The sequence below is a fragment of the Clostridium sp. BJN0013 genome (assembly GCF_040939125.1).
In the GTDB taxonomy this organism is placed as follows: Bacteria; Bacillota; Clostridia; order Clostridiales; family Clostridiaceae; genus Clostridium_B.
The window spans coordinates 787,273-807,933 of record NZ_CP162495.1 but is presented as its reverse complement, the minus strand read 5'-3'; the positions used below and the strand labels follow the sequence as shown (position 1 = coordinate 807,933).

Annotated in this window: 20 protein-coding genes and 1 other RNA gene; all 21 read right to left on the bottom strand. The window is 32.3% G+C overall.

The annotated features are described in order from the left end of the window. Positions 1–134: 134 nt before the first annotated feature. A non-coding RNA gene (gene ssrS / locus AB3K27_RS04295) (6S RNA) lies at positions 135–311 on the bottom strand. A 134-nt stretch (positions 312–445) separates the two neighbouring features. Further along, the gene (gene aspS / locus AB3K27_RS04290) at positions 446–2,218 is read right to left on the bottom strand and encodes an aspartate--tRNA ligase (protein ID WP_368490017.1); all 1,773 of its coding nucleotides are present in this window, start codon (positions 2,216–2,218) and stop codon (positions 446–448) included. An 84-nt stretch (positions 2,219–2,302) separates the two neighbouring features. Beyond that, positions 2,303–3,553: a histidine--tRNA ligase gene (gene hisS / locus AB3K27_RS04285; RefSeq protein WP_368490016.1), complete on the bottom strand. Its 1,251-nt coding sequence runs from the start codon at positions 3,551–3,553 to the stop codon at positions 2,303–2,305. A gap of 44 nt (positions 3,554–3,597) precedes the next feature. Beyond that, entirely contained in the window at positions 3,598–5,037 is a 1,440-nt protein-coding gene (locus AB3K27_RS04280; protein ID WP_368491166.1) for a coproporphyrinogen III oxidase, read from the bottom strand. A 58-nt stretch (positions 5,038–5,095) separates the two neighbouring features. Then, entirely contained in the window at positions 5,096–5,695 is a 600-nt protein-coding gene (locus AB3K27_RS04275; RefSeq protein WP_368490015.1) for an MBL fold metallo-hydrolase, read from the bottom strand. Positions 5,696–5,776: 81 nt separating this feature from the next. Beyond that, a complete protein-coding gene (dtd, locus tag AB3K27_RS04270) occupies positions 5,777–6,226 on the bottom strand; it encodes a D-aminoacyl-tRNA deacylase (RefSeq protein WP_368490014.1) in 450 nt (149 codons plus the stop codon). 75 nt (positions 6,227–6,301) lie between these two features. Next, complete coding sequence (locus AB3K27_RS04265; protein WP_368490013.1) at positions 6,302–8,482, bottom strand: bifunctional (p)ppGpp synthetase/guanosine-3',5'-bis(diphosphate) 3'-pyrophosphohydrolase; 2,181 nt, start codon at positions 8,480–8,482, stop codon at positions 6,302–6,304. A gap of 98 nt (positions 8,483–8,580) precedes the next feature. Further along, positions 8,581–9,099 carry an adenine phosphoribosyltransferase gene (locus tag AB3K27_RS04260; protein WP_368490012.1) on the bottom strand — a complete coding sequence of 173 codons (519 nt, stop codon included), beginning with the start codon at positions 9,097–9,099 and terminating at the stop codon, positions 8,581–8,583. 127 nt (positions 9,100–9,226) lie between these two features. Further along, complete coding sequence (locus tag AB3K27_RS04255; protein ID WP_368490011.1) at positions 9,227–10,078, bottom strand: DHH family phosphoesterase; 852 nt, start codon at positions 10,076–10,078, stop codon at positions 9,227–9,229. 169 nt (positions 10,079–10,247) lie between these two features. Further along, the gene (secF, locus tag AB3K27_RS04250; RefSeq protein ID WP_368491165.1) at positions 10,248–11,120 is read right to left on the bottom strand and encodes a protein translocase subunit SecF; all 873 of its coding nucleotides are present in this window, start codon (positions 11,118–11,120) and stop codon (positions 10,248–10,250) included. Positions 11,121–11,130: 10 nt separating this feature from the next. After that, on the bottom strand, positions 11,131–12,405 hold the full coding sequence (gene secD / locus AB3K27_RS04245) for a protein translocase subunit SecD (protein WP_368490010.1): 1,275 nt from the start codon (positions 12,403–12,405) through the stop codon (positions 11,131–11,133). 147 nt (positions 12,406–12,552) lie between these two features. Continuing rightward, positions 12,553–13,923, bottom strand: a complete 1,371-nt coding sequence (gene scfB / locus AB3K27_RS04240; RefSeq protein WP_368490009.1) for a thioether cross-link-forming SCIFF peptide maturase — start codon at positions 13,921–13,923, stop codon at positions 12,553–12,555. A gap of 74 nt (positions 13,924–13,997) precedes the next feature. Beyond that, positions 13,998–14,135: a six-cysteine ranthipeptide SCIFF gene (gene scfA / locus AB3K27_RS04235; RefSeq protein ID WP_368490008.1), complete on the bottom strand. Its 138-nt coding sequence runs from the start codon at positions 14,133–14,135 to the stop codon at positions 13,998–14,000. A gap of 142 nt (positions 14,136–14,277) precedes the next feature. Next, positions 14,278–14,664 carry a TIGR04086 family membrane protein gene (locus AB3K27_RS04230; RefSeq protein WP_368490007.1) on the bottom strand — a complete coding sequence of 129 codons (387 nt, stop codon included), beginning with the start codon at positions 14,662–14,664 and terminating at the stop codon, positions 14,278–14,280. A 55-nt stretch (positions 14,665–14,719) separates the two neighbouring features. Next, positions 14,720–15,019, bottom strand: a complete 300-nt coding sequence (gene yajC, locus AB3K27_RS04225; protein WP_368490006.1) for a preprotein translocase subunit YajC — start codon at positions 15,017–15,019, stop codon at positions 14,720–14,722. Positions 15,020–15,063: 44 nt separating this feature from the next. Beyond that, entirely contained in the window at positions 15,064–16,194 is a 1,131-nt protein-coding gene (gene tgt / locus AB3K27_RS04220) for a tRNA guanosine(34) transglycosylase Tgt (protein ID WP_368490005.1), read from the bottom strand. A 14-nt stretch (positions 16,195–16,208) separates the two neighbouring features. Next, a complete protein-coding gene (gene queA / locus AB3K27_RS04215) occupies positions 16,209–17,234 on the bottom strand; it encodes a tRNA preQ1(34) S-adenosylmethionine ribosyltransferase-isomerase QueA (protein WP_368490004.1) in 1,026 nt (341 codons plus the stop codon). Between the two features lie 47 nt (positions 17,235–17,281). Next, the gene (gene ruvB, locus AB3K27_RS04210; RefSeq protein WP_368490002.1) at positions 17,282–18,325 is read right to left on the bottom strand and encodes a Holliday junction branch migration DNA helicase RuvB; all 1,044 of its coding nucleotides are present in this window, start codon (positions 18,323–18,325) and stop codon (positions 17,282–17,284) included. 14 nt (positions 18,326–18,339) lie between these two features. Further along, on the bottom strand, positions 18,340–18,930 hold the full coding sequence (gene ruvA / locus AB3K27_RS04205; protein ID WP_368490001.1) for a Holliday junction branch migration protein RuvA: 591 nt from the start codon (positions 18,928–18,930) through the stop codon (positions 18,340–18,342). A 172-nt stretch (positions 18,931–19,102) separates the two neighbouring features. Next, entirely contained in the window at positions 19,103–19,705 is a 603-nt protein-coding gene (locus AB3K27_RS04200; protein WP_368490000.1) for a hypothetical protein, read from the bottom strand. Between the two features lie 52 nt (positions 19,706–19,757). Then, positions 19,758–20,582, bottom strand: a complete 825-nt coding sequence (locus tag AB3K27_RS04195; RefSeq protein ID WP_368489998.1) for a ComEC/Rec2 family competence protein — start codon at positions 20,580–20,582, stop codon at positions 19,758–19,760. Between the last annotated feature and the right edge of the window lie 79 nt (positions 20,583–20,661).

Genomic DNA, 20,661 nt, shown 5'->3' with positions numbered 1-20,661 from the left:
GTTAAAACTGAGGAAAACCTATGCAATACTATTGAAACTTTGCTTCAATAAACCTTAATTTAGAATTTTTCATAACAAAGTAGAGAAAAATTCACCTTCACTTTTCACTCTTAACTCTTACTTCTTAACTAAAATAAAACCCCACCATGCCGCAGAATAAGTTATATTGAACCCGCTCTTAACAGGTGGGCATCTCCTTTTTGCTTCTTGTGCCCAAAATAAATTGAGTTTCATTCCACAAAAAGAGTTGGATTCCCCTTTATAAAATGTTCAGCCAACATTAACTCATTCCCCGTACACAGTAGGAAATTAATACATATTTTTATGAAATTTTCAACTTTCAACTACAATAGAAGTTATCTTATAATACTATTATACTACATTTTTTTAAATTTATCTTTAGTATGTATATTAATTTAACTGTAAATTAAAAAATATTTTGGTATTATGATATTTCTATTCCTAAATCTTTTAACTGGGATTTATCTACTACATTTGGTGCTTCTGTCAATGGACAAAATGCATTTTGGTTTTTAGGAAAAGCTATAACATCTTTGATATTATCTGTTTTAGCTAAAAACATTATCATTCTGTCAAATCCATAAGCAAGTCCTCCATGAGGTGGTGGACCAAATTTAAGAGCTTCCAAGAAATATCCAAATTTATCCCAGGCAGTCTCTTTTGTAATACCAATTGCCTGAAACATTTTCTCCTGAAGTTTTGTATCATGTATTCTTATACTTCCTCCACCTAGTTCTTCTCCATTTAACACTATGTCATAGGCCTTGGCCCTTACTTTTTCCGGGTTACTTTGCAGATACTGTATGTCTTCGTCCATAGGCATGACAAAAGGATGATGTTCTGCCTGATATCTATTTTCCTCTTCATTATAAGATAAAAGAGGAAATTCTGTTATCCATACAAATTTAAAATCATTATTTTCTTCCAGTATGCCGGTTTGTTTAGCCATGTGAATTCTAAGGGCACCCAGGCTTTCAAGTACAACTTTATTTTTATCTGCTACTATTAATATTAAATCTCCTTCAGACGCTTCCATTTTATTTAATATATTCCGGGTATCTTCTTCTGTCAAAAACTTTGATATGGAGCACTTAATTCCTTCTTTTTTATATGCCATCCATATAAGTCCTGAGGCACCATAGGTTTTTACAAATTCAACCAGCTTATCTATTTGTTTTCTTCCCATAGAAGCAGAACCAGAAACTTTTATGGCCCTTACAGAGCCTCCTTTTTCCAATGCACTTTGGAATACTTTAAAATCCACACCTTTAACAATTTGACTTATATCATTTATCTCCATGCCAAATCTCAAATCCGGCTTATCACTTCCATATTTATCCATGGCAGTCTTATAAGTCATTCTTTCTATAGGAAGTTTTATATCCACATCCAATATCTGTTTAAATACCCTTTGAAGTAGTCTCTCATTCAATTCCATTACTTCTTCCTGGTCTACAAAGGAAATTTCCATGTCTACCTGAGTAAATTCCGGCTGCCTGTTGGCTCTTAAATCCTCATCTCTAAAACACTTTGCTATTTGAAAATATCTGTCATACCCGGAAACCATTAACAGCTGTTTAAATAACTGAGGTGATTGAGGAAGGGCATAATATTTTCCCTTATAATTTCTGCTGGGTACAAGATAATCTCTGGCACCTTCTGGAGTACTTTTCCCAAGTATAGGAGTTTCTATTTCCAAGAATCCCTGTTCATCTAGAAAATCCCTTATAACTTTGGCAGTTTTATGCCTTAACATAAATATTCTTTGCATATCCGGTCTTCTTAAATCAAGATATCTATACTTAAGCCTTATATTTTCAGCCGCATCCAGATTTTCCTTTATGTATATCGGGGGAGTTTCCGACTCTGAAAATATTCTTATATATTCCCCTTTTAACTCTATCATTCCTGTTGGGATTTCCATATTAGGGGATTCCCTTTTTACAATAGTTCCCACCGCTGCTATACAGTATTCTGATTTTACACTATCTGATTTTTCAAAGGCCTCTTTATCTATTTTTTCCCCAAATACTATTTGAAGTATTCCTGTCCTGTCTCTTAAATCTACAAATACAAGACCTCCCAAATTTCTCTTTCTCTGAACCCAACCCATGACAGTAATTTTATCACCTATGTTTTTTTCTGTTAATTCACCACACATATAGGTTCTCTTAAGTCCTTTTAATTCTTCTCCCATATTATATCTCCATTATATACTTAAGCACATAATAGATTTTCAACTCCTATCCTATTATTATTTGAGTACTTCAAGTCTTACAAACTATATCTTTGTTAAACTTAAAATTGCATTTAAATCTTCTAAATTGATCTCAAACTGCTGCCCATCTTCCATTCTCTTGAATTTAGCAATACCGGATTCAATTTCATTTTCCCCCAATATAACTGTGAACCTTGCATTTATCTTATTGGCATATTTCATTTCTGCTTTTACACTTCTACTCATATGGTCATATTCACATCTTAAATTTTTTTCCCTTAATTTGTTCACCAGACTGAAAGCCTTTATTTTTGCTTTATCCCCTATAGTTCCAATATATAAATCTATATAGGGAAGTTTGGGTATTTTTATGCCATTTTCACTGAGTGTAAGAAGTGTTCTTTCTATTCCCATACCAAATCCTACCGCAGGCATTTTAGGTCCTCCCACTTCTTCTATTAAGTAATCATATCTTCCCCCACCGCATATGGTTATATTCTTATCAATTATTTCAAATACAGTTTTACTGTAATAGTCAAGTCCTCTTACTATTAAAGGATTTATCTTATATTCTATTCCAAGACCTTCAAGATATATCTTAAGACCTTCAAAATGCTCCCTGCACTCAGGGCATAAGTGGTGAAGCATCAAAGGTGCATCTTTAACTATTTGCCTGCAGCTTTCTACCTTGCAATCCAATATTCTCATAGGATTTTTATGAAACCTGGTCTTACAAGTATCACATATATTGTCATATTGTTCAGATAAGAAAGCTTTCAATATATCATTATATTCTTTTCTGCATTTAGAACAACCTATACTGTTTATATTCAGTTCTATTCCGTCTACCCCAAGTTCTTTATAAATTCTCATGGCCAGACTTATTACTTCTGCATCCAATGAAGCCTCCCAGGAGCCAAAAGCCTCTATGCCAAACTGATGATGTTCTCTAAGTCTTCCTTTTTGAACATTTTCATATCTTAAGACTGGTGTAAAATAAAATAATTTTGTAGGCTGTACTTCATTGTACAAACTGCCTTCTACAAAAGCCCTTACTGCAGGGGATGTACCTTCCGGTTTCAATGTAAGACTTCTGCCTGCCCTATCTTCAAAGGTATACATCTCTTTTTGTACTACATCGGTAGTCTCGCCTACTCCCCTTTGAAAAAGTTCTGTATATTCAAATACAGGGGTCCTTATTTCTCTATATCCATAAGAATCAGCTATATTTTTAAATTTGTTCTCTAAATAATGCCACTTATAAGACTCCGTAGGTAATATATCTTTTGTACCTTTGGGTGCTTGTATAGCCATAATTATTTACTTCCTTCCTAAATTTTTTGGTTTAATTATCGAGCTTAAAAATTTCCATAGAGGGTATTTAAAAGCATTATTTTTTTCTCTGCCATTTCCTCTGTCCTATTTATATATACTTTTATATCTTTTACATTTGCATGTCTTTCCAATCTATTCTCATCTAAAAATACTACCTTGGTAACAGCATCAGCACCACAGCCTATTATAGTCTGTCTTTCTTCAATCATCTCTATATTATAGAGTCCAAATTTATTGTTTGCAGCATATCCTATATTTTCCATATTGCCTACCATATTTTTTTGCCTGTATAAATAGTAAGGTTCCATATTTAAAGCTTTAGCAGCCTGAGCTGTTCTTTCATACATAAAATTTAACTGTTCAGCATCTGAAATGGAATACTTCACATTGTTTACTATATTCTCATAAAGTCTGGATCCTCTTTTTATAGACATGCCATGTACTGTTAAACTATCCGGAGAAAGTTTTTCTATTTCACTACAGGTTTTATCTATATGTTTCAATCCTTCACCGGGAAGCCCCACAATTATATCCATATTTATATTGTTAAATCCACACTTTTTTGCCATATAAAATTTTTCTTTTATATCTCTCACCCTATGGTTTCTTCCTATAAACTTAAGGGTACTGTCATTCATAGTTTGTGGATTTATGCTTATCCTGTTCACTTTATATCTTTTCATGATTTCCAGTTTATTTAAAGTTATACTGTCAGGTCTTCCACATTCTACATTAAACTCTTTTACTTTATAGCCATATACAAAACTATTATATATTTCACGGATTATTTTTTCAAATTTTTCATCATCAACGGAAGTAGGAGTACCTCCTCCAAAATATATACACTCTATATTCAATTGATTTTTTTTAATATATCTTGAGATCTGCCTTATTTCATAAATTAAACTTTCAATGTAAGGCTCTACTAAATCTTTGAAGCTTTCAATAGGATTGGAAGTAAAAGAACAGTAAAGACATTTAGTAGGACAAAAGGGCATGCCTACGTACACACTTATATTCCTGCTACATGTATTCACCAGATTTTTTTCTTTCATTGCTACATTTATGCAAAGTTCTGCTTTGCGACTTTCACAACAAAAATGATTACGAAAGTATTCAATTATACCTTCATAATTTTCCCCTTTTTCTATAAGTTCCAGTGCTATTTTACTTGGTCTTATGCCAATCAAAGTTCCCCAAGGCAATTTTTTGTGAACTATATTACTAAAATATAGAAATATTATCTTTCTTATATTCTCCTTCTCTTTTAAGCAGCTTTCAAACTCAGCTTCATAGGTCTCATTGTCATGCTTTATTATAACCTTATTTTTTAATATTTCTATATTAAAATCCCAGTTATCCTCTTCTACAAAAATTATATGTGAAAATTCATAGAACAGATTGATTATTTGAAAAATATGATATCTATGCTTCTGGCAATTTAATTTAACTTTTACTTCCACAAAAGTCATTTTAAGCCCCCTTCAAACCTATACAGATAATAGCTAAAACTTAAAATAACTACAGAAATGGATTATGCATTTTTTCCTCTCCTACAAAAGTTTTAGGACCATGACCTGATAATACTACAGTTTCATCCGGTAAAACCATAATTTTAGTTTTTATACTATCTATAATTGTTTTAAAATCTCCCCCTGGAAAATCAGTTCTTCCAATGGAACCTTGAAAAAGTGTATCCCCTGAAAATATTACTTTGTCTGTTAAAAAACTTACACCTCCCGGAGTATGTCCTGGTGTATAAACAGCCTTTAGCTTTATATTTCCAATTTCAAATATTTGATTGTCTTTAATATAAAGGGGAGCTTCATTTCCTATATTTCCATATATGAAAGCTCCCTGCTGTACCATTTTATAGTCCTTCTCATTTATTGCTACCGGGGCATTATATTTATTTTTTATTTCCACTACGGCACCTGTATGGTCTATATGTCCATGGGTCAGCAGTATATATTTCACTTCACATTTTGAATCATCTACAGCTTTTATTATCTGCGAGGCATCTCCACCTGGATCGATTACCACACATTGCAAGCTGCCCTCATCTATTAATATATAGCAATTAGTTCCATAATTTCCTACAGTCAAACTCTTTATTTTCATAAATATACCTCCCTAAAATATTAGTTAGTGTAAAGTTTTTTACACTGCTTCTTAAATTTTAATTAATAACATATAGTCTTGTTAAAAAGTTTTCTCACTGTCTATCATAATAGTTACCGGGCCATCATTTTCTATGGCAACCAGCATATCTGCTCCAAATTCTCCCGTTTGAACATTATTCACTAAATCCTTACACTGATCTACAAATTCATTATAGATAATCTGGGCCTCTTCTCCCCCTAAAGCCTTTATAAAACTGGGTCTTCTACCTCTTCTGCAATCTCCATATAACGTAAACTGAGAAATTATAAGTAATTCCCCTTGAACATCCAGAAGAGATTTATTAAGCTTTCCCTCTTCATCTTCAAATATTCTAAGATTTAATATTTTATCTTTCATATAGGATATATCCTCTTTTTTATCTTCTACAGATATACCCAAAAGTACATTTAATCCTTTTCCTATTTCACCTACAATTTTTCCATCTACTTCAACTTTGGATCTTTTTACCCGTTGAACTACTGCTCGCATACATAACACTCCCTTTAAGCTATCCTCAAATAAACATCAAAAATACCATTTGTTTTAAAGCCGTTGATTCAACAATCAATTTTTTGTCCTATAAGCATAAATAATATCTTTTATTCTTCTAAGTTTCTTTATTACATCTTTAATGTCTTCTCTATCTAATATTTTTAACTTTATATTAATAATGGATATTCCATTTTTAGGGGGTTTGGTATTTATAGCATATAATGTAGCATTGCTCTGACTTATGATTTCTACTATTTCAGCTAAAAGCCTTTCTCTATTTTCCGCTTTTATTTGAATCTCGGTAATATACTCTGCCCCCTTAGGATTACCCCAGGTTACTTCTATTAATTTATTATCTTTATTTTTTAAAGGCAGCTGCATATTTTTGCAATCTCTTCTATGAATGGATACTCCCCTGCCTTTAGTTATATATCCTATTATAGAATCTCCCGGTACAGCATTACAACATTTTGCAAATCTAACAAGTACATTGGTTTCTCCCTTTACAATTACTCCAGGAGATTTTTTAACTTTTTTACCTGTAGATTTATCTGAATATTTATTAAGTTTATCTTCCAGCTCACTCCAATCTTCATTGCCCGATCTGGAAATATTTATATACATTTCCTTCATCTTCAGAACCACAGTAGACGGATTTATAGCACCAATTCCTACAGAAGCATAAAGATCATCTACAGAATTTATATTGTATCTTTTAAGTACAACATCTATAATTTCCCTTTTTGCAATCTCCCCAAAGTTGTATCCCTGTTTTTTTGTCTCCCTTTCTAGAAGCTCTTTACCTTTTACTATATTTTCTTCTTTTCTGGCTTTTTTAAACCAGGACCTTATTTTGCTTTTTGCCTGATTGCTCTTAACCATATTCAGCCAGTCAATACTTGGACCCTTAGGGGTATTTGATACAAATATCTCCACAATTTCTCCTGTTTTAAGATGATAGTCTAGTGGAACCATTTTCCCACTAACCTTAGCCCCTATACAGCTATTTCCTACATCAGTGTGTATTTTATAGGCAAAATCTATAGGGGTAGCTTCATAGGGCAGATTTATAACAGTACCCTTTGGGGTAAATACAAATACCTCATCTGAAAATAAATCTATTTTAAATCTTTCCATAAACTCTTCTGCATCTGAAGTTTCTCTCTGCCACTCCAGCATTTCCCTAAGCCAGGTAAGTTTTTTATCTATATCCTCTGCAGTCTCAACCCCTTCTTTATATTTCCAATGGGCTGCTATACCATATTCTGCAGTTTTGTGCATTTCAAAGGTCCTTATCTGTATTTCAAAAGGTTTTCCCTGGGGACCAATAACTGTAGTATGCAAAGATTGATACATATTTGCTTTTGGCATTGCAATATAATCTTTAAATCTTCCAGGTACAGGCTTATATATAGTATGTGCTATGCCAAGAGCAGCATAGCAATCCTTCATGGTACTTACTAAAATCCTTACTGCAGTTAAATCAAAAATTTGATCTATGGTTTTATTTTTCTTTACCATTTTTCTATATATGCTGTAAAAATGCTTGGGTCTTCCTTCAATGTCTGTATTTATACCTGCTTTTTCCATATTTTCTTTTAACTGTTTTATTATCTGTTCTATATACTTTTCTCTCTCTACCCTTTTTTCTGCAATTTTTCTAACTATAAAATAGTATTCATTTTGATTAATATATCTAAAAGCCAAATCCTCCAGTTCCCATTTAATTTTAGACATACCCAATCTATATGCCAGAGGAGCGTATATATCAAAGGTTTCTTTTGCCTTTTCTTTTTGTTTTTTTACAGGTAGAAATTTTAATGTCCTCATATTATGCAACCTATCTGCAAGCTTTATAAGTATAACTCTAATATCATCTGACATGGCAAGAAGCATTTTTCTTACATTATCCGCCTGCTGTTCTTCCTTGGTTTTATACTCTATTTTTCCCAATTTAGTAACACCTTCTACTAAATTTGCAACCTCCACACTAAATTCTCTACTTACATCTTCCCGACTAAATTCGGTATCCTCTACTATATCGTGAAGTAATCCTGCTACTATAGTACTTGTATCCATTCCCATTTCTGCCAGTATACAAGCTACTTCTACAGGATGCATTATATAGGGCTCACCAGATTCTCTTTTTTGTTTTTTATGAGCTTCATCTGCAAAATAATATGCTTTTCTAACCATTTTTTTATCAATATTATTACAATTTTCATCTATTAATCTCATTAATTTTTCCAACATGCTGATACTCCCTAAAATCAATGGCTGGTTTATAAACCAGCCATTATTTTTGTTAATATTATATCCTATAGAAAATTATAATTTCAAATTTATATACTTTAAATGTCATATTTTATTAAAGAAAGTACATCATAATCTTTTAGTTTCTCTCTTCCCTTTAAATCCGTCAATTCTATTACAAAATCTATAGTTACAATTTCTCCACCGGCTTGTTCTATTAACTTAGCCACAGAAGATGTAGTTCCTCCTGTTGCAAGCAAGTCATCTACTAAAGCTACTCTATCGCCTTTCTTTATTGCATCCTTGTGTATTTCAAGTGCATCGCTTCCATATTCCAGATCATATTTAATACTTAAAGTATCATAAGGCAATTTTCCCGGCTTTCTAACAGGAACAAAACCTGCCCCTATGGTATAAGCTATAGGAGCTCCAAATAAAAAACCTCTAGCTTCCGGACCCACTACTACATCAATATTCTTATCCTTTAAATATTCAGCTATCTTATCCACTGTATATTTAAAAGCATCCTTATCCCGGAGCAAAGTGGTTATATCTTTAAAACTTATTCCTTTCTTCGGGAATCCTTCTATTACCCTTATGTTATCCTGTAAATTCAATTACAATTCCCCCTCAAAAACTTATATGAACTCATTAAATTGTAATGCTATTCTAATCCTTTTACCATATAATTATATATTAAATATTTATAAACTTTCAAGCTATAATTAATTTAATAGTTCCAACTTAATATATCATTTCATTTCTTAAATATTTAGCTATCTGCTCTGCTCTATCTGTACTTTCCGTTGTAAAGAGTTCTACTGCAATTCTGGCATTGTCTATATACCTTTTGCAGCCAATTGAGGATACCATTTTATTTGAAAGTTCATATATATTTTCTTTGGTTATAGTATGAATTTTATTTACTTTCAATGAGGCCTTTATCCCGTAATTATTAGTATAACTCAAACAGCGCATGCCCTCCCTTACCATAACTTCATTTTCTCCAGTTATATAAATTCCTTTAGAAAAAATACCCAGGGTTACAAGATCTAAATATTTACTTATATACTTCATATTATAATAAATGGATATAGCTTGACACAATTTAAATACAATTCCTACTGCCACAAGATCCTTAAAGGGATACTCACAACCTGGTTGATTGGGATTTATAATAATTGTTTCAGGCAGAAACTCTCCACATTTATGGTAATCTGTTACTATGACATCAATGCCCAGCCTTTTACAAAGTTCTATCTCAGGTAGAGATTTAATTCCACAACCTATGGTTATTATAAGTTTTGCCCCTAAAAATTTTATATGATTTTCTATTATATCAGATTTTATACTAAAGTCATCAATTTTATCTGAAATAAAATACTCTACATCTGCATTTAAATACTTCAACACAAGTAACAATATAGCCACTGAAGCTATACCATCTAAATCACAGGTACCATAAATTACAATTTTCTCTCTTTTGTTTACAGCTTTTATTATTTTTTTCATGGCTTCTTCCATATCTTTTAAAAGGAAAGGGTTTTCCATGCCTAAAAAATCAAAATCCTGTATATTATGCTTTTGCCACTCCATAACAAAATCCTCCAAACTGATCGAAAGCACTTATATTATAAATGATATTGTCTTCTATTACAAATACAGTATGACCACATTTTTCACAATAAAAAAATCTAGAGTTTTAATATACTCTAAATTTTTTATTTTATCGTATTAAGTATTATTTTTTAGATAATAAGCTTTACTATACTGCACTGCGTAATCTCTTCTTTCTACTCACTATATGTTTTTTAATTATAACCCAACACGGACTGGCTATACATATAGATGAATAACATCCTGTTATTACTCCTATAAGTATAGGCTCTGAAAAAATCCTTATGGAAGGTACCAAAACATATACCGATATCAAGGTTATTACAACTGTAAGTACAGTGTTTATTGATCTTGCCAGAGTCTGAGTTACACTGGCATCTGCAACCATTTCAGGTTCCTGCCCTCTCATGTACTTGTGATTTTCTCTTATTCTATCAAACACAACTATGGTATCATGAACAGAATATCCCATAACTGTAAGTGTGGCAGCTATAAAATTAGAATCTATGGAAATCCTAAATATTGCATAGACTGAAAGCATTACAAGTATATTGTGAACCAAAGATATCATGGCAGCTATACCATAACTCAGTTCAAATCTTATACCTATGTATATAAACATGGCTATAATGGCCACTATAACAGCTTGTATAGCCTTAACTTTAGTCTCCTTTCCTATAGTAGTACCTATATTTTCCTGATTTGTAAGACTGCTTTTTTTGTACTTGGCCTTTACATCTTTTACAATCTTATTTACATTATCACTACTTAGAGAAGTAGACTTTATGGTTATGGATTTATTATCTGATTTAGTTGATTGAAAATCCTTTGAGTATTTTTTTATTATACTGTCTACATCTTCTTTGTTAAAATTACTTCCCAAATTTATCTCAACTATGGTACCTCCTTTAAAATCAAGTCCATACTCCAATCCTTTTGTGGCCATAGTAAAAATTCCAATTGCAATTACTATAAGGGATATAGTAAACCATATTTTTCTCTTCTCGATAATTTTATATATATTATCCATATTATTTTACTACCCCCTTTCTGAAGTCATGTACACCGAAGGTTCCAATAGTCTGTTTATGATTAAACCATCCCATATTGGCAACAAGCTTCATGAGTGTTCTAGTAACAGTTATTGCTGTAAACATACTTAAAATTGTACCTATAATAAGCGTAAGGGCAAATCCTTTTACAGAACCTGTTCCAATACTGTAAAGTATAAAACCTGAAATAATTGTAGTTATATTTGAGTCCAGTATGGAAGTCATGGCCCTTCTAAAACCTGCATCTATAGATGCTTTAATGGTTCTACCACTTTTAAGTTCTTCTTTGGTTCTTTCAAATATAAGTATATTTGCATCTACTGCCATACCTACCGTCAAAAGAAATCCTGCAATGCCTGCCAGAGTGAGAGTTACACCTATATTGGCAAAAGCAGCCAGAACTATGTATACATACAACGCCAGTGCTATGTCTGCAATAAGTCCAGGTAATCTATAGTAAAGTAGCATAAACAACATTACAAGTCCTATACCAATTTCACCTGCCAATATACTAAGAGGCAGTGCATTAGCTCCAAGAGAAGCTCCTACTGTTTTAACCTGAACTGGTTTTACTGTAACTGGCAGTGCCCCAGATTTTATTAAATTTGCCTGTCTCTGGGCCTCTTTAAGGGTCTGATTACCTTGTATAATAGCCTTGCCATCGGTTATATGTGCATCTACCTGGGGATCAGTAAGCATTTCATCATCTAAATAAATAGCAATCTTTTGCCCTATAAATTTTTTAGTGGCATCTGAAAATTTTTTAGTACCATCTTTATTAAACTCTAAATTTATTATAGCTTTACTACCATTTTGAGAGTCAATGGAAGCTGTGGCATCTTTTACATCTTTACCTGTAAGTATGGTTTTATTATCAGGTCCTACAAATTTCAGTTCTCCCGTTTTAGCCACACCATCAGTCACTTCTTTAGCATCAAATTTACCCGGTATGTCAATTCTTATCCTGTTTTTACCTTCTCTAACAACTACTGTTTCACTTACCCCCAATTTATTAACTCTTAAGGACAAAAGTTCTACTGTTCTTTCTATGGTACTTTCGTCTACATTTTTCCCTTGAATTTCCTCAAGTACAGAAACCCCGCCCTGAAGGTCTAGACCTCTAGTTATGACTTCACTAAAGGGTTTCAATTTGTATCCACCTAAAGTCACCCCATATGCTCCCGAATAGACTAAAAAACCTATTACAATCAAACACAGGAAGAAAACTATAGTGCTTTTCACCTTAGATTTCATTATTTACCTCCTTTGCCACTAGCCAAATATTCTTCACTTTCATATATTCACATTAGCAATTATATTACTTAAAAAAAATACCGTCAATACATACAAGACCAATTAGAACCATAGATAGTATTAACTTTCTGTAAAAAATGTATAATATTAAATATTATTTACCATACCTCTAGCTTTAAGAGCAATGGCACATTCAATTCTCTTTTTTTGCATTTTGCACCCTAGTTCATAAGGTATTTTCATATCTCCATTAAAATTATAATTATTTGCCTGACATCCTCCGCTGCAATAAAATCTAGCCCAGCATTTTTTACACTGAGGTTTGTTATATATATGAGAATTTTTAAATTCACTGGAAATATCTTCTCTTAAATTGTTCCAGTCATCTAAATTACCCATTTTAAAATCTTCATTTCCTACAAATTGATGACAGGGATATATATCTCCCTGAGGAGTTATAGCTACATACTCATGACCTGCTCCACATCCAGATATCCTTTTATATATACAAGGTCCTCCAGTAATATCTATGTTAAAATGATAGAATTTAAATTTTTTATCACCATAGCTGCATTTTAACATTTCCTCATATAATTTATCATATTGAGCGTAAATTTCAGGCAAATCCTCTTCTCTAAGAGATAAGGGGTTATCTGGGGGAAGTACTACAGGTTCTACAGATATTTCTTCAAAACCTTCATTTCGAAGAAATTTTATATCTTCAAAGAAATCTGTATTTTTTCTAGTAAAAGTTCCCCTTACATAGTATTGTTTAGACTTGTCCCTAATTTCCACCATATGTTTAATTTTAGGTAATATGGAATCAAAGGTCCCTCCTCCATCTTTCCTAACTCTTATATTGTCATTTATTTCCTTTCTACCATCTATGCTAAGTACTATATTCCCCATATTTTTGTCAATATACTCCATTATTTCATCATTTAGCATCATGGCATTGGTAGTCATGGTAAATCTTATTTTCTTATTATTTTTAATTTGCTGCTCTTTTGCATACTCCACAATTTCTTTTATACACTGGAAGGCCATTAAAGGTTCTCCGCCAAATAAATCTATCTCTATATTTTTTCTGGGGCCTGATTTTTCTATAACAAAATCAATGGCTTTTTTGCCAATATGTACAGGCATCAATGCTTTTGCACCTTTATATTCACCTTCATCTGCAAAACAGTACTTACACTTTAAATTACAATCGTGGGCAACATTTAAACACAAGGCTTTTATAAATGAAGTAGTATTGTCTTTTAATACAATATTTTCATATAAGTCCTGTGAATAAAGTATATCATCTTTAATTAACTGGTATATTTCTCCATAGGCTTCTATAATCTCATTTTTATCATATTTGTCTTTAAGTGATTCCAATACCTGATTAAGTTCCGGCAATTTTTCGTCATCCAAAATATCATATACCAATTCATCAACTTCATGAATTGCACCAGAGTTCACATCTATTACATAAAAATATGATCCCTGAATAAATTTATGAATATCAGCCAAATTTTTCTCCTCCTATCAAGTAATTCTTATAATAAATTTTAGGCAGCAACTATTTTGTTACTGCCTAAAAAATGTTAATTTTCACAAGCCAGATTGGCAACTGTACAGGAAGTTTTACATGCTGACTGACATGAGTTAGTGCATTCCTTACATCCTGGCTTTTTCAGACTATCTTTTATATTACTATTATTTATAGTTTTTATATGCTTCATATTAAGCTCCTCCATGTAATTAAGTTATCTGATTGATTATAACATAAACTGTATATAAAATAAAGTTTAACAGTTTAGGTAGAGAAAAGCATACCTTGTGAGTAAATTCTACCTGAACCTCTGAACCACTAGATATGAATGTTTATAAATTGATTCCAATAATACCGGATAGCGCACCAACTATAAGAGCAAGTAAAACCCTGGTAAATCCACCTGTACCTATAACCATAGAATTTCCTGAAATAATGGAAACTACATACAATATAACCAAATATAGAAGAGTTACTAAAATACCTATAAGCCATCCTTTCTTCCCTATTTTTCTCACTGCATAAATAGAAGCATACATTATACTAAGTATTGTAGTAATTAAGTAGAATATATAACTTGCCCTTGAACTAACTTCTACAAAAGTCATTACAACTGCAAAAATCAAGAGCAAAATAACTGTAATTATGAACCCTCTTAGAACCCCTTCCACTGCAGGAAGGTAATTATTATTCTTTTCCAAAATTAAAACACCCCCCATCTAATAGTATCTATGTAGATAAACGGTGCTTTATACCTTAATTTCAAACTTCTTTTTACTTTTTATCAATGTCAGTACTTTCTTGTTTTTTTGTTTCAGATAAAACATTCAATATTCCTGTTTTATCTAATTTTATTTTCACTCTGTCAGGTCCTGTTTGAATGGTTAAAACATTTTCCTGAATATGTGTAATTTTACCTATTATACCGCCTTTAGTCATAATCTCATCATTAACTTTAAGACTTTGCAGCATAGCATTATACTTTTTTCTTCTCCTGCTTTCCGGCAAGAATATAAGTAAATAAAAAAATGCTAGCACAATTATAAGCGGTGCCAATCTACCCAATGCATCCAATATTTTCACCTCCCTCTATAAAATTCTATATATTAAAAATCCTTTTAAGCTGTTTCATTCCACTTTTCAAGCTTTTCCTTTTTATATTGTAAAAAATCTCCTTTATCAATAGATTCTCTTATTTCCTTCATTAAATTATTATAAAAATACAAATTGTGTATTACACAAAGTCTCATAGCTAACATCTCTTTTGCTTTAAACAGGTGTCTTATGTATGCCCTGGTGTAATTTTTACAGGTAGGACAATTGCACTCACTGTCAATGGGAGTATCATCCAGCTGATATTTTGCATTTAACAGATGTATTACACCATAGGATGTAAATACATGAGAATGTCTTCCATTCCTCGAAGGCATCACACAGTCAAAAAAATCCACTCCTCTTTCCACCGCTTCCAGTATATTAGTTGGAGTACCTACTCCCATCAAATATATTGGCTTATTCTGGGGAAGATTTGGAACTACCTTTTCTAGAACTCTATACATTTCCTCATGAGTTTCTCCTACAGCAAGCCCTCCTATGGCGTATCCATCCAGATCCATATCGCTTATTATTTTTGCATGTTCCACCCGTATATCATCATATACCCCTCCTTGGTTTATACCAAAGAGCATTTGCCTTTTATTTATGGTATACGGCATGGAATTTAACCTATCAATTTCGGTTTTACATCTTTTTAACCAGCGGGTAGTTCTTTTAACTGAATCTTCAACATACTCTTTAGGGGCAGGATTTTCAACACACTCATCAAAAGCCATAGCTATCGTAGATGCCAGGTTACTTTGAATCTTCATACTCTCTTCCGGTCCCATAAATATTTTTCTACCATCTATATGAGAATTAAAATATACTCCCTCTTCTTTTATCTTTCTTATACTGGAGAGAGAAAATACTTGGAATCCTCCAGAATCAGTTAAAATAGGTCTATCCCAATTCATAAATTTATGTAATCCACCAAGCTTTCTGATAATTTCATCCCCAGGTCTCAAACTCAAATGATAGGTATTCGAAAGTTCTATTTGACATCCAATTTCCTTTAAATCTCTGCTAGAAACTGCACCTTTTATAGCAGCCAGAGTACCTACATTCATAAAGACTGGAGTTTGAACTACCCCATGGGGTGTATTAAACTCGCCTCTTCTGGCATTTCCATCTTTTTTAAGCAATTTATACATTTAAGCACCTCACTTCACTTGATGAACATAGCATCCCCAAAACTGAAAAAGCGATATTTTTCTTTTACTGCCGTATTATACGCCTTCAATGTATTTTCTCTTCCGTAAAATGCACTTACAAGCATTATAAGGGTGGATTTTGGAAGATGAAAGTTTGTTATAAGTTTATCTACTACTTTATATTTATATCCCGGATATATAAATATATCCGTCCATCCCGATTGCTCTTTTACCCTGCCATTTTCATCTCCTATAGTTTCAAGTGTTCTGCAAGAGGTAGTTCCCACAGAAATTACACTGTGACCGCTTTCTTTAGCTGTATTTATCATATTCGCAGCCTCTTCTGACATGGAATAAAACTCAGAATGCATGGTATGCTCTTCTATATTTTCTACTTTAACAGGCCTGAAAGTTCCAAGACCCACATGCAGCGTTAAAAATGCCAGATTGACACCTTTTTCACGGAGCTCTCTCAATAGTTCTTCAGTAAAATGAAGTCCAGCTGTAGGTGCTGCTGCAGATCCTTCTTCCCTGGAATACACAGTTTGATATAGCTCTTTATCCTCTAATTTTTCCTTTATGTATGGTGGAAGAGGTATTTGGCCTAGTTTATCTAGTATTTCTTCAAATACTCCATTATATTCAAATTTAACTATTCTATTTCCATCCTGGTTTATACTAACTACTTCAGCCTTTAACTGTCCATTGCCAAAATTAAATCTACTCCCAATCTTAGCCCTTCTGCCAGGCTTAACTAAAGTTTCCCAGGTACAGCTATCCTTTCTTTTCAACAGCAAAAACTCCATTTTCCGCATGGTATCTTCTCTCACACCTATAAGCCTTGCAGGTAAAACCCTGGTATCATTTAATACAAGACAATCCCCTGGATTTAGATAATCTATTATATCCTTAAATACTTTGTGTTCAACTTTACCAGTTTTTCTATCCAGTATCATAAGCCTTCCTTCATCCCTTTTTTTTAAAGGCTTCTGTGCAATTAATTCCTCTGGCAAGTAAAAATCGAAATCTGTAACCTCCAATAAGCTTCACTCCATTTCATCTTATGTAATATTTTTAATACATTAAGTTATACCTCGTCCTCAAATAGAGATGACTGTTTAAAATTTTTATTACTACTTTTCCTGGTTTTATTAAAGTGCCTGTAAGCACTGTCAGAGGCAACTCTCCCTCTGGGAGTTCTAATTATAAATCCCCTTTGAAGCAGATAAGGCTCATATACATCTTCTATAGTATCCAGTTCCTCTCCTATAAAGTAAGCAAGTGTTTCTATGCCCACAGGTCCTCCATTAAAGTTATCTATAATGGCTCTTAATATTTTATTATCTATACTGTCAAATCCTTCTCTATCCACTTCCAACAGTTCCAATGCTGCCTTGCTGGTTTTTAAATCTATTATTCCATTACCTTTAACTTCAGAATAATCTCTTACCCTTTTTAAAAGTCTATTGGCAATCCTTGGAGTTCCCCGGGATCTCTTTCCTATCTCCACTGCAGCCTCCGGCTCTATTTTTACTTGGAGTATACTACAGGATCTAACTATAATTTGACTTAACTCATCCTGTTCATAAAAATCCATAGGACATAAAACGCCAAATCTATCTCTTAAAGGAGCAGTCAAAAGTCCTACCCTTGTAGTAGCTCCTATAAGGGTAAATCTAGGTAAATCCAATCTTATGGACTTGGTGGCTGCTCCCTTTCCTATAACTATATCGAGGGCATAATCTTCCATAGCTGGATACAGTATTTCCTCTACACTTCTATTTAATCTGTGTATTTCATCTATAAAAAGCACATCCCTGTCATCAAGGCTGGTAAGTATTGCAGCTAAGTCCCCTGCCCTTTCTATAGCAGGTCCTGAGGTAATTTTTAAATTACCTCCCATCTCCAAAGCAATTATATTAGCTAGTGTAGTTTTGCCAAGCCCTGGGGGACCATAAAACAGTACATGATCCAGAGCTTCTTTTCTATTTTTAGCAGCCTCTATAAATATTTTTAATTTTTCTTTCACTTTTCTCTGTCCAATATATTCACTGAGGCTTTTAGGTCTTAAACTGTACTCACCTTCTGCATCGCCTTTAATATTAAGTGGAGTAACTATTCTATCTTCCATACCCATCACCTAACCTAATTCATTAAAAATTTCAAAGCATTTTTTATCATTGATTCAATAGAATCATTAGTATCTATAAAAGCCACAGCCCTAGCTGCTTCTTTTTCGGAATATCCAAGGGCTATAAGTGCTTCTAAAACTTCCGTCGTCTGTTCTTCTGAATTAACTTGTCTATAATCTTTTTCATTATTTATAATTTCTTCTGTTTTTATTTTATCTTTAAGTTCCAATATAATTCTCTGTGCAGTTTTCTTTCCTACCCCTGGAGCTCTTACTAAATTTTTTTCATCTCCAGATATTATAGCATATTTTAAATTATTAACACTACACATAGATAAGAGAGAAAGCGCCGCTTTTGCTCCTATGCCATTTATAGTAAGAAGAAGATTGAACATATTAATCTCTTCTTTTGTTAAAAATCCATATAATCCTATAAAATCTTCTCTTACTATTTGCTGAAGATATAAAGTTATATTTTCATCTATTTTTGGAGTTTTAGCAATAGTACTTCCAGAGGTATTTATCTTATATCCTATACCGTTGTTTTCAACTACTATATAATCCTTAACTACCCCTTTATATATGCCTTTTATATACTCATACATTTACAAACTCCTCCAAAATCTGAACTGTTTAATTTCAAAATAACACATATTACTTTATCACGGAAAATAATTTAGTTCAAGGAAATATTTTAAAATTAGGGTTCGTCCCAAATTTTATAACATAATAATTATATCATTAAGTAAAAATCAGAAAAAGCCCTGGAAGCTACTATTATTCATAGTCTTCCAGGCGTGACTGTGCTTCTTCTCTAGTATTACACTGAAAATACTTATCTCCTTTAGTTAAAAGTTTGATATCTTGTTCTTTTAATTTTTTTGTTTTTATATCAGTTATATCCGTATTTTCATTTTCTATGAACATATTCCCCTCTTTATCTGTCTTATATATAGCAATAAAGCCATTTTTTATACCCAGTACATATTTATTCGGAACATACTTATCCACTTCTTTTACCAGTATTACTTCTTCCGTATTAAATTTTTCTATTTTGTAGCCTGCACTTTTATAGGTGGCTTCAACTTCATTTTTACTCTTTCCAGACAGTTCTTTTGCTGATTCTTCTTTTTCTATCTGGTACTCTCCACTTTTATCATATTTGATTTTAAATATAACTTTTGCCTTATCAGAAACAGTAGTAGCTACATTAGAATTTGTTTTTACAGTACCACTTTCCTTATTTTTTTCTTTCACTTGAAGCAATTCCTTTTTCATGTTGGCATTTTGAAATCCTGTCACACATATATAACAACTTAAACCAAAAATTAAAATAGTAAAAATAACTAATATTACAGTACGCAATTTTCTTCTATCCATAATATCCCTCCTTTTTGAATATTATGGACAATTCATTGTAAAATTATACATATTATTTTAACTTTATACTAGTATAATTTCTATCACAATATAAAATTTTATTTTTAATAAATATATTCCCTTGCTTGTCTGTTCTCCAAACTGTAATTCCCCTATTTACCAGTCTATCTTCTATTGTCTTATTCGGAGTACTTTTATTACTCGTTATAATGGCCACTTTGGGATTTGTTTTTTCTAAAAATTCGCCAAGAGTACTTGTATGAATTCCATGATGGGGAACTTTTAGTACATCACATTTTCTAATCTTTCCTGAATCTATCATACTCTGTTCTTCACTTTTTTCGCAATCCCCAGCAAACAGATAATCAAGCTGACCTATATTTCCCTGTAATACAATGGAATTATTATTTTCTATATTATTATCTTCATGCAAGGGTGCAATAGCTTCAAGATCTATACCCTGTGATTTTAGACGCCAGCCTTCACCTATGTATTCCACAGGAGTTCCCATATTAATTAATTTACCCCTTATAATATATTTCATAGAACTTTCATGCCCCGGCAAATATACCTTGCCTACCTTTTTACATTGTGCTATTTTTATTATGCCACCGTAATGATCACTATGGTAGTGGGTTAATATTATACCTTCTATTTTATTTATCTTATTTGAATCTAAATATTTTATCACTTTTTTACTATAATATGCACTCCCTGTATCTATCAAATAGCTTTTGTCATGTGCTTTTACTAAAATGCAGTCACCCTGACCTACATTCAAAAAATGTACCTCGTATTTTTCATGACCTGCAGAAGCTATATTATTTATACCTATTATTAGTATAAAGGTAGCAATGAATGTTATTATTTTCTTCATAATCGATCCATTCCTCCATCAACATTTTAAAAAATATCAACTTAAAATAGATCTATTTTCTCCATTAATTCATTTCTAT